The sequence below is a fragment of the Streptomyces sp. NPDC127068 genome, from assembly GCF_042724695.1.
GTDB lineage: Bacteria > Actinomycetota > Actinomycetes > Streptomycetales > Streptomycetaceae > Streptomyces.
Genome location: NZ_JBHXEN010000049.1, coordinates 58,567 through 70,756, shown reverse-complemented (window position 1 = coordinate 70,756; position 12,190 = coordinate 58,567). Strand labels below are relative to the sequence as shown.

The 12,190-nt window shown below is 71.6% G+C and carries 12 protein-coding genes, 1 tRNA gene, 1 other RNA gene and 1 pseudogene; 4 read left to right on the top strand and 11 right to left on the bottom strand.

Going from position 1 to position 12,190, the window contains the following annotated elements; translation table 11 throughout:
* Both ACFWIA_RS26935 and ffs read right to left on the bottom strand, forming a co-directional pair.
* A partial coding sequence (locus ACFWIA_RS26935) for a DNA polymerase III subunit gamma and tau (RefSeq protein WP_387009390.1) occupies nucleotides 1-1,486 on the bottom strand: 1,486 nt, incomplete at its 3' end.
* Nucleotides 1,487-1,547: 61 nt separating this feature from the next.
* Nucleotides 1,548-1,644: signal recognition particle sRNA small type (ffs, locus tag ACFWIA_RS26930), an RNA gene on the bottom strand.
* A gap of 72 nt (nucleotides 1,645-1,716) precedes the next feature.
* Here ffs and ACFWIA_RS26925 point away from each other — a divergent pair.
* Nucleotides 1,717-1,804, top strand: a tRNA-Ser gene (locus ACFWIA_RS26925).
* Nucleotides 1,805-1,865: 61 nt separating this feature from the next.
* Here ACFWIA_RS26925 and ACFWIA_RS26920 read toward each other — a convergent pair.
* Complete coding sequence (locus ACFWIA_RS26920; RefSeq protein ID WP_387009389.1) at nucleotides 1,866-2,351, bottom strand: hypothetical protein; 486 nt, start codon at nucleotides 2,349-2,351, stop codon at nucleotides 1,866-1,868.
* Nucleotides 2,348-2,674 carry a hypothetical protein gene (locus tag ACFWIA_RS26915; protein WP_387009387.1) on the bottom strand — a complete coding sequence of 109 codons (327 nt, stop codon included), beginning with the start codon at nucleotides 2,672-2,674 and terminating at the stop codon, nucleotides 2,348-2,350. Before ACFWIA_RS26915 ends, ACFWIA_RS26920 begins: the two co-directional genes overlap by 4 nt.
* Before the next feature lie 274 nt (nucleotides 2,675-2,948).
* On the opposite strand from ACFWIA_RS26915, the pseudogene ACFWIA_RS26910 reads away from it, so the two are divergent.
* Nucleotides 2,949-3,575: pseudogene (locus ACFWIA_RS26910) on the top strand (erythromycin esterase family protein); the annotation flags it as partial.
* 126 nt (nucleotides 3,576-3,701) lie between these two features.
* Here the strand turns inward: ACFWIA_RS26910 and ACFWIA_RS26905 are convergent.
* Nucleotides 3,702-5,018: an MFS transporter gene (locus ACFWIA_RS26905; protein WP_387009385.1), complete on the bottom strand. Its 1,317-nt coding sequence runs from the start codon at nucleotides 5,016-5,018 to the stop codon at nucleotides 3,702-3,704.
* Nucleotides 5,015-6,253, bottom strand: coding sequence for an aminotransferase class V-fold PLP-dependent enzyme (locus ACFWIA_RS26900; protein ID WP_387009383.1), 1,239 nt, complete (start codon nucleotides 6,251-6,253; stop codon nucleotides 5,015-5,017). The genes ACFWIA_RS26905 and ACFWIA_RS26900 overlap by 4 nt, the downstream gene beginning before the upstream one ends.
* 95 nt (nucleotides 6,254-6,348) lie before the next feature.
* Here ACFWIA_RS26900 and ACFWIA_RS26895 point away from each other — a divergent pair, with 95 nt between their 5' ends.
* On the top strand, nucleotides 6,349-6,624 hold the full coding sequence (locus ACFWIA_RS26895) for a CopG family transcriptional regulator (RefSeq protein ID WP_387009382.1): 276 nt from the start codon (nucleotides 6,349-6,351) through the stop codon (nucleotides 6,622-6,624).
* Nucleotides 6,621-7,046, top strand: coding sequence for a hypothetical protein (locus ACFWIA_RS26890; protein ID WP_387009380.1), 426 nt, complete (start codon nucleotides 6,621-6,623; stop codon nucleotides 7,044-7,046). Before ACFWIA_RS26895 ends, ACFWIA_RS26890 begins: the two co-directional genes overlap by 4 nt.
* A gap of 33 nt (nucleotides 7,047-7,079) precedes the next feature.
* Here the strand turns inward: ACFWIA_RS26890 and ACFWIA_RS26885 are convergent, their stop codons facing one another.
* The 5 genes from ACFWIA_RS26885 to ACFWIA_RS26865 are packed head-to-tail and all read right to left on the bottom strand — an operon-like array spanning nucleotide 7,080 to nucleotide 12,160.
* Complete coding sequence (locus tag ACFWIA_RS26885) at nucleotides 7,080-7,802, bottom strand: type I-E CRISPR-associated protein Cas6/Cse3/CasE (RefSeq protein WP_387009378.1); 723 nt, start codon at nucleotides 7,800-7,802, stop codon at nucleotides 7,080-7,082.
* The gene (gene cas5e, locus ACFWIA_RS26880; RefSeq protein WP_387009377.1) at nucleotides 7,799-8,674 is read right to left on the bottom strand and encodes a type I-E CRISPR-associated protein Cas5/CasD; all 876 of its coding nucleotides are present in this window, start codon (nucleotides 8,672-8,674) and stop codon (nucleotides 7,799-7,801) included. Before cas5e ends, ACFWIA_RS26885 begins: the two co-directional genes overlap by 4 nt.
* Nucleotides 8,671-10,044 carry a type I-E CRISPR-associated protein Cas7/Cse4/CasC gene (locus ACFWIA_RS26875; protein WP_387009376.1) on the bottom strand — a complete coding sequence of 458 codons (1,374 nt, stop codon included), beginning with the start codon at nucleotides 10,042-10,044 and terminating at the stop codon, nucleotides 8,671-8,673. Before ACFWIA_RS26875 ends, cas5e begins: the two co-directional genes overlap by 4 nt.
* Nucleotides 10,041-10,640 (bottom strand): type I-E CRISPR-associated protein Cse2/CasB, encoded by a 600-nt coding sequence (gene casB / locus ACFWIA_RS26870; protein WP_387009374.1) that lies wholly within the window; start codon nucleotides 10,638-10,640, stop codon nucleotides 10,041-10,043. Before casB ends, ACFWIA_RS26875 begins: the two co-directional genes overlap by 4 nt.
* A gap of 2 nt (nucleotides 10,641-10,642) precedes the next feature.
* Nucleotides 10,643-12,160, bottom strand: a complete 1,518-nt coding sequence (locus ACFWIA_RS26865) for a type I-E CRISPR-associated protein Cse1/CasA (RefSeq protein WP_387009372.1) — start codon at nucleotides 12,158-12,160, stop codon at nucleotides 10,643-10,645.
* Between the last annotated feature and the right edge of the window lie 30 nt (nucleotides 12,161-12,190).

Below are 12,190 nucleotides of genomic sequence, written 5' to 3'. Positions count from 1 at the left end.
CTCGGAGATGTGTATAAGAGACAGGCGGCGGGGCCGCCGGGGCGCCGGGTGCGGGGGTCGGCTGCGCGGAGCCCTGCGGTACGGGGGCGGGCTCGGCGGGGGGCGCGGTCGGAGCGTGCGGCGCCGGGGCGTGCGGCGCCGGGCCGGGCGGGGCCTCGGGGGCGAGGTCGGGGGCGGGCTGCGGCGGGGCTGGCTGCGGGGGGGCGTACGGGGCGGGCTGCACGGGTGGGGGCGCGGGTGCGGCAACCCCACCCGCCCCACCTGCCCAGCCGGCACCGCCCGCGCCTACGGCGCCGCCCACGCCCATGGCACCGCCGAGGCCGGCGGCGCCGTTGCGCTCCAGCCGTTCGAGCCGGGCCATGACGGAGCGCTCGTCGTCGTAGGCGGCGGGCAGCAGCACGCGGGCGCAGATCAGTTCGAGCTGGAGCCGGGGCGAGGTGGCCCCGCGCATCTCGGTGAGGCCCTCGTTGACGAGGTCGGCGGCCCGGCTCAACTCGGCGCCGCCGAAGACTCCGGCCTGGGCGGTCATCCGCTCGATGACATCGGCGGGGGCGTCGATGAGGCCCTTCTCGCTGGCGTCGGGAACGGCGGACAGGATGACCAGGTCGCGGAGGCGCTCCAGCAGGTCGGCGACGAAGCGGCGGGGGTCGTTGCCGCCCTCGATGACCCGGTCGACGACCTCGAAGGCCGCGGCGCCGTCCCCCGCGGCGAAGGCGTCCACGACGGAGTCGAGCAGCGAACCGTCCGTGTACCCGAGGAGCGAGGTGGCCATCGCGTACGTGACGCCCTGCTCGTCGGCTCCGGCGAGCAGCTGGTCCATGACGGACATGGAGTCACGGACGGAGCCCGCCCCGGAACGGACGACGAGGGGGAGCACCCCGTCGGCGACGGGGATGTTCTCGCGGCCGCACACCTCGCCGAGGTAGTCCCGCAGGGTGCCGGGCGGCACCAGGCGGAACGGGTAGTGGTGGGTGCGCGAGCGGATCGTGCCGATGACCTTCTCGGGCTCGGTGGTCGCGAAGATGAACTTGAGGTGCTCCGGCGGCTCCTCGACGACCTTCAGCAGGGCGTTGAAGCCGGCCGGCGTGACCATGTGGGCCTCGTCGATGATGTAGATCTTGTAGCGGCTGCTGGCGGGCCCGAAGAACGCCTTCTCCCGCAGGTCACGGGCGTCGTCCACACCACCGTGGGAAGCAGCGTCGATCTCGATCACGTCGATGGAGCCGGGGCCGTTGCGGGCGAGGTCGCGACAGGACTGGCACTCACCGCAGGGGGTGGGTGTGGGGCCCTGCTCGCAGTTCAGACAGCGGGCGAGGATGCGCGCACTGGTGGTCTTGCCGCACCCGCGCGGACCGCTGAACAGGTACGCGTGGTTGACCCGGTTGTTCCGCAGGGCCTGCTGCAGGGGCGCAGTGACATGCTCCTGCCCAATGACCTCGGCGAACGACTCCGGGCGATAGCGGCGGTACAGCGCGAGAGACGACACACCTACGAGGTTATAGGCGCCCACCGACAACCCGGACCGGAAGCCCGTCGCGCCCGCCCCACGCAAACGCCCCCCACGCACCCGCCAGAGCCGACCTACCCTTGCTGCCTTCCGGCCCTGGGGGAGTTCAGTCAGATAGCGCCACGTGAGGGGCTGCGCACAGAGTACCCGATCCGGGGGGCGCCGAACGAGTTCGCGAGCACGGCTCGGCGTCATGTAATGTCTCCAGCGGAGGATTCGCCTAGTGGCCTAGGGCGCACGCTTGGAAAGCGTGTTGGGGGCAACCCCTCACGAGTTCGAATCTCGTATCCTCCGCCAGTGCCTCACCGGGCACTAACGTCGAAGGCCCCGCTGCGAGCAGCGGGGCCTTCGACGTTTCTCAGATCTGCACGACGTGCACGTCCTGGGCGTCCAATGCCTTCAAATAGGCGCTGAGGTCGGCTGGATCGCTGGTGAAGACCACAGCGCTGCCGTGTCGGGCAGCAGTCAAGGCCACCAGCGCATCCACCGCGTCCGGGCGCTTCTTCGGGGGCAGTTCTGCCACGCCGAGGGAGCTTCCGATGCGCTGCCATTCGGTGATGTCGGGACCGGTGGCACACCGGATGCAGACCGTCTGCCCCGCGGTGGTGCGACGCATGGCCGGGGCCGAGCTCCGGGCCTGCGGAACCGTGCACTCCTTCATGACCCCGGCGAGGGCGTGCACCACGGCAGGGTTGGGCCGCCAGACCTGAGCCAGCACCGGCCCGAGCACGAGCGCTCGATGCGGCGCGCCCTGGAGGCCCGCGTGCAGACGGACCGCCTTCGCCTTGCGATCGGCGAGCGCGATCAACATGCCGGTGTCGTACACCGGCACCCTCGTCGTCACGCGGCGTCACCGGAGCGGGCGGCGGGACCATCAGGGCCGTAGACCAGGCCCAGGGCCTCCTGCACTTCTCTCCGCTCCTGCTCCGTGAGGTCGCCGTCGTCCACCTCCGCGAGGGGCGGTAGCGCGGCGGCCTCCGACTCGGCTGCCGCAATCACCGCATCGAGTCGGGCGAACTGCGCTTCGGCCGCTTCCACCTCGGCCATCTGCCGGGTCGCCGCGTTGACGAGATAGGCGGAGACGTCCATGCCGGCCCGTTCCGCATGGGCACGAATGCGCTCGGCGTGAGCGCTCTCCAGACTGATGCTGATCCTTGTCTTTGCCACACCAGAAGTGTATGACGCGTATTACGGGCTGCCAAGGCGATTCCCTGAACACGGGTGGGAGGCAGATTTCGCTAGGACCCGGGGTGCGGGGCCGACGTCGGGTCCGGGTGCGTCGGACGGGTCTGCGCTGCGGGGCCGCGCATCGCCATCGTCGCGGTGAACGTGCGGAACGCCGTCCGGTGGAAGTGATGACGGAGGTTGGCGGGCGAGCCGAAGCCCGACCGGGACGCGATCTGTTCGATCGGGTGTCGGTGGGCTCCAGGAGCAGTTGCGCGTGGTGGAGCCGTGCGCGGAGCAGGTACTGGAGCGAGGGGGGGAGGCCCGTCCGGGCCTGGAAGTGGCGGGTGAGGCTGCTGACGCTGAGGCCCGCGTGCGCCGCCAGGTCGTCCAGGGTGAGCGGGCGGTGGAGGTTGGCCTCCGCCCAGGCGCGGGTCGGCCCGACGTCGGTCCGGTGCGCGATCTCGCGCTCCAGTTCCTCCTGGTCGTCGGTGACCTTCTCGTACAGGGGCATGATCAACCGCCGGGCGGTCGCGGCGGCCGTGTGCACCCCGTGGTCCCGTTCCACGAGGTCGACGCAGAGGTCGAGCCCGCCGAAGACCGCGCCCGAGGTGATGAACGGCCCGTCCTCGACCGAGGGGGAACCGACGGGAACGACGTCGACGCGGGGGTGGAGCGCGGCCAGTTCCGTGACGTGCGGCCAGGACGTGGTGGCCCGGCGACCCATCCGAAGGTGCAGGGGGCCTTCCTGCGGGAGTTGGTGGGACGCGAGTACCTGGCGGTCGGCACCACGATCCACAGCGGCGCGTACCGGGTGATGGTCGACGGGACCGGGCAGTACGGGGTGTTCTCCACCGGCCCCGCCGCGCCCGGCAGCAACGAGCACACCCGCGACGAGGTCCTTCGTCGTACCGGGGAAGCGCCCCAACGAGCCGCTGCCCGTCTCGCTGGGGCGCGCCTTCGACGCGCTCGGGCACCTGCACCGCGTACGGGCCTCGGTACCGGTGGACCAGCCGGCGGACCGGGCGGGTCAGGTCACCGGCCCTGCCGCCGGGGCCGGTTCCTCCGGTGCCTGCGGCAGGGTGCGGAGCCGGCTGACGGGGGACAGGACGAGCGCGATCAGCACGGCGGCGGAGCCGATCGCCGCCACCGTCAACGCGTCGCGGGCGCCGATCCGGCCGGCGAGCAGGCCCGCGGTCAGGCCGCCGAGTGCGCCGCCGCCGAACAGCAGGGTGCGGAAGACCGCCGTCATCCGGCCCATCATCGACTGCGGGGTGCTGGCCTGGCGCAGGCTGACGATGACGACTCCGGCGACGCCGAGTCCGAGGTAGGTGGTGAAGAAGGAGAGGACGAACATCCCCACCATCACCGGCCGGGGTCCGGTGGCCAGGACGATCAGCAGCGGGCCGACGAGGAGGGCCGACTGGGCGACCAGGTAGACGAGGCCGAGCCGGAAGCGCCGGATGACCTTCCCGGAGAGCGCCGCACCGATCAGTCCGCCCACGGAGGCGGTGGCGAAGACGGCGCCGATGGTCGTCGAACTCAGCTGCAGGTCGCGCGTTCCGTACAGCAGGAACATCGTCCACACGGTGACCATGGAGAAGTTGCAGCAGAACCCGATCAGGGCCAGCGACCGCAGGACCGGGTTCTTCAGCACCCAGCGCAGGCCGTCGCGGAGTTCGGTCGGCAGGTGCCGTCGTGCGGCGGTCGGTCGCGGCTTGGGCTCGGGCGTGCGGATGAGCAGCAGCGAGACCAGGGACACCAGGTAGGAGAACGCGTCGACGATCAGCGCCACGGGCGCGGTCAGGGCGCCGACCAGGACACCGGCGAGCCCGGGCCCCGCCACGTCGGCCGCCGAGGAACTCATCCCCATCTTGGCGCCGGCTTCGACGTACCGTTCGGGGTCGCGCACGAGCGTGGGTACGTACGACATCCAGCTGACGTCGAACAGCACCGAGGCGACGCCGACGGCGCAGGCGATCACCAGCAGCGTGGCCAGGCTGAGGGAGTCCGTCCAGTACAGGACGGGTACGAGGGCCAGCAGGACCATCCGGACGAGGTTGGCGCCGAGCATGATGCGCCGCCGCCGGGCCCGGTCCACCCACACCCCGAAGACCAGGGCGAGGCCGAGGTACGGGACGAGCTGGAGGAAGCGCAGGACGCCGACCTGCTCGTCGGTGGCGTTGAAGGCGAGGATCGCGGTCAGCGGCAGGGCGAGGTTCGTGACCTGGGCGCCGAGCAGCGAGAGCGTCTCGCCGAGCCAGAACTTGAGGAAGTCGCCGTTGCGCCAGAGGCTTTCCGGGCGGGTCCAGGAAGGCTCGGCGGCGCGCGTGGGCGTGGCGGTCACCGTCGTCCCCGGGCGGCGAGGTCCGCGACCGCGTCGGCGACGTGGTCGACCTCCTCCTCGGTGTTGTAGTAGTGCGGTGACAGCCGCAGGCACCATTCGATGCCCTTGGTCCCGAAGTCGAACTGCGCGAACTCCCGGTAGCTGAGGGCCGAGTTGATGCCGCGGGCGTCCATGGCCGCCTTGAACGGCACCGGTTGCCAGCCCGCCACGCCGAAGGTGACGAGCGCGGCGAGGCGGGGGCCGCGGTCGAGCAGGCGCACCCCGGGGAGGAGTTCGAGCCGGGCGCGCAGCCGGGCGGCGAGCGCCGGCGCGCGCTGCTCGACGGCTTCGATGCCGACCTCGCGGGCGTAGCGCGTGGCGGCGGCGCTGCCGAGGACCGTGGCGTAGGGGAACTCCCACTCCTCGAACCGGGCCGCCGTTCCCACGGGCTCGTACTCGCCCGGTGCGGTCCAGCGGGCGCCGTGCATGTCGATGAACAGCGGCTCGTGACCGGCGCGCAGGACGCGGTCGGAGACGTAGAGGAATCCGGAGCCGCGCGGGCCGCGGAGGAACTTGCGGCAGGTGGCGGTGAGGAAGTCGCAGCCGATCTCTTCGACGTCGATGACGAGCTGTCCCACCGACTGGCAGGCGTCGACCAGGTAGAGCAGGTCCCACTCGCGGCAGTGGCGGCCGATTTCGGCGATCGGTGAGATCAGGCCGGAGTTGGTGGGGACATGGGTGGCGGACACCAGGCGCGGGCGGTGGGTCCGCATCAGCGCGGCCATCGCCGCCACGTCGACCCCGCCCTCGGGTGCGTCCGGTGCGTGGACGATGCGCACGCCGAACCGCTTGCGCAAGGACAGGAAGGCGATCTGGTTGGAGACGAAGTCGTCGCGGGTGGTGAGGATGACGTCGTCGGCTTCGAACGGGATCGACGACAGGGCGTTGGCGTAGGCGTGGGTGGCGCTGCCGGCGAAGGAGATGTTGTCGGGGGTGGTGTTGATGAGGGCGGCTATCTCCCGGTAGAAACCGCGGACTTCGGCGGACCGGGTGGCCGACGCCTCGTAACCGCCCATCTGCGCTTCGAGGTTCAGATGGTCGACCATCGCTTCGAGGACCGGGGTGGCGAGGAGGCCGCAGCCCGCGTTGTTGAAGTGGATGACCTGTCGGCACCCCGGGGTTTCGGCCCGTAGTGCGGTGACGTCCAGCTGAAGTGCTTCCCGGGTAGAGCCAGAAGCACTATTTGTGTCTCTCATGAATTACGGTAGCACTTCCAAGTGGGGGTCGACAGTCTTCGCGCGCCACCCTCCAGAGAGATACGGGGTGCTCTATGGAGAGTATGGTTGCTTATATGGCAACCAAGAAGGTGACCGTGACGATCCCTGAGGAACTCCTCGACGAGATCCGCTCTGAGGCGGCGGAGAGGGGCCTGTCCGCCTACGTCTCCGAGGCGCTGCGCTTCAAACGCGACCGGGACCGGTTGCGGGAGCTTGCGGACTGGCTGCAAGAGGAACACGGCCCGGTGACCGAGGACGAGCGCACCACGGCACTCGCGGAGCTGGAGGACCTCGATGCCGAGCACCAACGCCGCGCCTCCGAGCGCCACGACGCCGAGGAAGCTGCGTGAAGAAGCGGACCGGTGAGCAGCGTCCACGACCACTGCGCGTCTTCGTACTCGACTGCGAGGCCCTGTCCCTGGCCGTGCGCGGCGACCGGAAGATGATCGCCTGGATCGGCCTCGCGGCCCGGGGTGAGGCCGAGGTGGTGACGTCCCCGATGACCCTGGTCGAGGCTTACGACGGCAGGACCACGGAACAGCGCTGGGACTGGGTCCTCTCCCGGCTCACCGTCGCCGAAATCGGCAAGGAGGAGGCGCGCCAGGCCCGGCGGCTCCTGGCCGACGCGAAGCTGCACGGTCACAAACACGCGATCGATTCGGTACTCGCCGTCATCGCCCGGCAGCAGAAAGGGCAGGTCACCGTCTTCACCTCGGACGTGGATGACCTGGAGCGGCTGGTCCCGGAAACGATCGTCGTCAAGAAGGTCTGACCGGAGGCGTCGAGGACCTCCCGCCGCTCCGGGTCAGTGGACCAGGAGGAGTCCGCAGCTGTAGGCGCGGGCGTGGCCGACGCCTCGGGTGAGGGCGGTCACGAACACCTGTGGATCGGTGACGGTGAGACTCCCCTTGATCTCCGCGCGGGCGAGTTGGAGGCCCTTGTGCGGGCCGGGGCTGGAGACGCGGGGGAGCATGCGGACGGCCAGTTGCTCGGCGGGGGCGTCGGCGCCCAGCCGGGTCAGGCCGTCGGGCGCGACGGCGGCTTCGCCGGGTGGTTGGAGGCGCCGGACGAACCACGCCTTCACATGGTCCGGCCGGGTGTGCGCGACCCGCTTGCCGCGGGTCTTCTCGGGTGACCCCGGAGCGGGGGGACGGCTGTGCACGGGGTTGACCACGGTGCGGAAGTCTGCCCGGTCCCCCACGGCGAAGGTGCGGTCCAACGTCAGGATCTCGGGCTCCGCGACCAGGGCCGCCCTCGGGATTCGGCTCCAGTCACCGGGCAGTTGGGACTGGACGACGAGCGAGAGCCGGGCCTCGCGGAGATTCAGCGTCCAGGTCGACAGGACGCCCATCTGGGCGCGGGCGTCGCGGCTGCCGTCGTCGACCCAGCCCCGGAAGCCGCTCATCACGGTCCGGTGCATGTCCTGCGCGTCGATCAGCGACTTGGCGGCGTAGGGATGCCTGGCGTCCAGGGTCAGCAGGGTCTGCGTGGCGACGAACCTGGCGGCCGTGGCGGGGGGCGCGGTCACGGGATGATGTCCCAATCGGGTGCGGACGGGTCGATGGTGATGCGGGCCCCGGTCTCCCAGCGCGCGGCGTGCTTCGGGCCCATGGCGGGGAAACCCACCGGCTGGTCCATGATCGGGCCCGCCCCCGGTACCGGACGCGCGCTCTCGATCCAGGCCCACGGCCGGGCGGCACCCGTGCGCGGTGCCTCGTCGGCGGCGCGGGGGAGCAGCGCCACCCGTGCGAAGACCTCGGCGAGCGTGCCGGGGTGCACTCCCAGGGCCAACTGCCCTGAGGGCGGGCAGGACTTCCGTCCGAGCCACAGCAGGCGCTTCGGGTGCTCCAGGGCGTGGGCGATCCGGTTCAACCACCCGGCGTCGGAGTGTTGGAGGCCCACCAGGAACGTCGCGTCGGCGAGGTACCAGCGCTCGGTGACCATCGCGTTCCGGCGCACCTCGGCGGAGACGAGCGTGCCGGCGACCGGGTCGGACGCGATCCGCTTCGGCGCCCCGTACCAGTCGTCCAGCTCGTGGTGGCCGAAGGTTTCCCCCGTCGACGTGTCCACCCTCGACGCCGCCGCCGCGGCGCGCCGGTGGTCGGTGACGAGGTCGCGGGGGCGCAGCGGATACCGGCCGGCGCCGACGGTGTGGTAGTCGCGCACCGGTTTGCCGGGGTGGTCGGCGCGCACGCCGAAGAACAGCGGGGCGAGTTCGCCGAGGGGGTCGTGGCCGGGGTCCTCCGGCGGGGCTTCGCGCGGCAGGCCGAGCGCGGCGGCGCACAGCCCGATGACGCCCGATTTGGTGGGCCGGCTGTGGGTGTCGCGCTGCCAGAACCGGCCGGTCACGCCCCAGGACTGGAGCGGGGCGGCGAGCCGGATGAGCAGCACGTGGTTCACTGCGCCAGCTCCTCGATCGCCGTCACGGACGTCACGTCGACCCTGCCCGCTGCGACGTGCTCCTGGAGGACGGCGTCGATCTGCGGGTCGTAGGTGAGGACCCGGGCCGTCCTCAGGTCGGGGCGGCGGGCGCTGACGAAGGCGTGGTGGTCCAGCAGTCTGCGGACCGCCGCGGGACCGGCGGGCCCTTCACCGACCGTGCCGGTGGGGCTCTCCTCGCTCCTCCTGACGGGGCCCTCGTCGATGGGGCGTTGGAAGGCGGCGGCGTAGTTGTAGGGGCGGACGCCCTCGAAGGCGAGGACCAGGGCGGGCAGCGAGCCGGTGGAGGCCGTCGAGTTCTTCTTCGCCTCGGGGAACGCCTCCACGAAGGCGTTGACGAACTCCTTCTCGGCGTCCGACGCGGCGCCGGCCGCCTCGGTCTCCGTCATGCCGGCCGCACGGAGGTTGCTGAGCAACTGGACGCGGTCCAGCACGGCGTGCCGGTAGAAGGTGCCGGAGATCAGCGACTGGTAGCCGGTCATGCCCGCTCCGGCGTCGTCCGCGGAGTCGAGGAAGTCCAGCGCGTTGCGTTTGCGGTGCAGCTTCGCGTCGTCCGCCGCCGCGTAGAAGTCGTCGACCTGCTCCGCCTCCTGGACGGTGAAGGCGTGACTGCTCTGCACGGCCCCGTCCACGTTCGGCGAGTCCGCGATCTCCGCCAGGAAGCGACCGTAGAGCGCGATGTCGATGGCGTCGCGCGGCGCGATGGCGAACAGCACGGCGTCGCGGTGCTGCTTCGGCAGCGCAGGCAGCGCTGCCTCGGCGGTGCCACCGGCCTCCTCCGGGGTCGGGTCCGGTTCGCTCGTCCGGGCGCCCCGCCGGGCGGTCTTCTTCCCGCTCTCGGCCTGGACCCGGAGGTAGTCGTCCCGCCAGGCCCGCAGTTCCTCGGCGTGTTCGTGGATGCGGGTCGCGATCCGGGTGCCGGCGTCGGACGGCGCGAAGAGGAGCACCTTGGTCAGATTGGCCACGGTCTTCTTGGCCGGGTCGCCGAACTTCAGGCCGGTGGCCTCGATGACCGCACGGGCGGTGACCACGGCCTCGTCCTTGTCCCAGCCGTGCTCGTCCGCCAGGGACTTGGCGGTGATGAGCGCCCACTCACGGGTGCGCAGTCCGGTGCTCCGTCCGGCCAGCGCCCCCACTCCGGCGTTGGCGCGGTCCCGGGCGTGCACCCGTTCGGCGCGGCGCCGGGCCTGGCTACTGATCATGTGACGTTCGACGCCGCCGTAGACCAGGCTCTTCGGTGAGCCGTTCTCGTCCCGTACCGGGAGCACGGCGACGAGCGTCTCCAGCACGTGCAGGGAGAGGAACTGACTTCGCGGGGCGACCTCGGTCACGTGCTCGCATCCTTCTGCGTCGACTGCGTGTGCGTTCCGTCGCGTTCGCCGCCCGCGCTTCGGCGGGCCGTCGCGCCACGGGTCCGGGCGGGCGGTTGGTGGAACTCCACCGTCCACTCGTAGGCGATCCGCGCCTTGCGGTCGTGCCACCGGAGCAGGTCGTCGGTGAGCCTGGTCCAGGAGGGCGGCGGCTGATCACAGGCCCGCAGCCGGGTGATCGTGTGCTGGAGGTGGCGCCAGGGCACCCGGCGGCTCGCGACCACGCGGGACAGCAGGCGTTGCGCACCGGGGTTGTCGGGGCCGCGCCCCGCACCGTCCCCGATCCTGCGCGCCGCGGCGCCGAGGCTCCCCTTCCCGAGCAGGGGCGCGGAGGCACCCTGGTGGTAGAGGCTGAAGAGGAACGCGACCTTCTCGTAGGTCTCGCGCTGTTCCCTCGTCGGGGCGTACCAGCCGGCACGGACGTGGGAGTCGGTGGGCTTGGTGCGCCGCAGTTCGGCGAGCATCCCGTACTCGCGGTTGCGCACGAGGCTCATCAGCCAGGCCGTGAGCTGTTCGCCGGCCCGTCCGTCCGGGGCGGGGTGCTTGCGTTCCGACATCTCTACCTCTCCTCCCGGAGTTCGGCGGGGGCCTTCGCATCGGCCAGGTCCGCCCGGAAGCGGTGCTCGGCGCGGGCCCGGGCGAGCAGCCCCTTGCTGTCGTGCGGCAAGGCGTCCAGCCGGTGCCGGAGGAAGTCCGCGGCGCTGGAGCGGAGGTCGCCGGCGTAGTCGCGCAGGACGGTCGGCACGTCACTCCCGCGGGCCGTCTCGTCGAGCAGGAGCAGGAACGGGCCCTTCGCCGCGGGCCAGAACTCCCGCCGGGCGTCGAACCGGGCCATCTGAGCGGCCCGGTCGGCGGGTTTCGGGTTGGGGTAGGCGACCTTCCAGGCCGCGTACGCGGACCGTTCCAGGGCCCGGGCCAGGTAGTCGGCGATGGCCGAGCCGCGACGGGACGCCTCGCAGAGCGCCTCCCCCTGGCTCGGGGCGTACGGGAAGTGGCCCTCCGTCCAGGTGGCCGCCACGGTCTTGTTGGCGATGAGCCCGACGGCCCACAACATGCAGGGCGGACCGTCCCCGTCGTCCGGGAAGCGGAGGTGCCGCAGCCGTCCGAACAGGCCCGTCGTCTCCTGGGTGGCCGCGCTGTAGAGGGCGTGCGCCTCGCGCCACAGGGCCCGGGTGGGCGAGGGCCAGAGCGGCTTGCGGTGACCGTTCAGCGTCTTCTTGTAGAGGACGGCGTCCTCCAGGTCGCGCTCGGGGTCGAGGGCGAGGAGTTCACCGGCTCCGATCAACACCCGGTCGACGTGGACGGGTTCGCCGGGCGCCGCCGGCACGGGGCGCAGCAGCACCGAGCGCCCGAGGTAGCTGTGCAGGTCGGCCGGTCCGGACGTGGCCCGGCCCACCGGCTTCGTACGGAACCCCCGGCGGGGGTTCTCCTTCGACGTCCACGACCGGTTGAAGTGCCCCGTCCTTCCGCCGGCGGCGGGGTAGAGGTTCAGCCGGAGGGTGTCGCCGAGGGTACGGCCCTGGACCACGACCCGGATGCGTCCCTGGAGGCGTCCCGCGGCGAGGTTGGTCAGGGTGGCGCCGAGTGACTTGCCGGAGACCCGGGCCCGGCCCGCGAGTCCGTAGACGTGCTGGGCCAGCAGGGCCCGGAAGGCAGCGGCGGCGGGCAGCGGCTCGGGGTGTTCGAGGTGGTGGTGGTCGAAGAACTGGCAGTAGTCGCCCGCCCGTTCGAGGACGAGTTGCGCCGGCCCGGTGCCCTTTTCGTCGAGCTGGTGTGCCAATTGGCTGTTCTGCCCGAGCGGGCGCTCCGGATGGAACAGGTCCCAGTCGTCGGCAGGTTCGCTGGTCAGCCATTCCGTGACGTCGTCCAGCGGGTGTTCCTCGGCGACCCAGACCCTCCACTCCTCGGGTGACGAAGGGAGGGTCTGGGAGGCGAAGCAGATCGCCAGCAGGTACTCGATGAGGGCGACCCCCTCGCCCGGGGTCGCACAGGCTAGGGTGCTCAACTCCTGCGCCCGGCCCAGGACTTCCACCAGTGACAGGTCTGCGACCTCGCCTTCGAGGGAGACGACGGGCACGCAAGGCTGGTGCCGGGGGTCCCAGGAGGG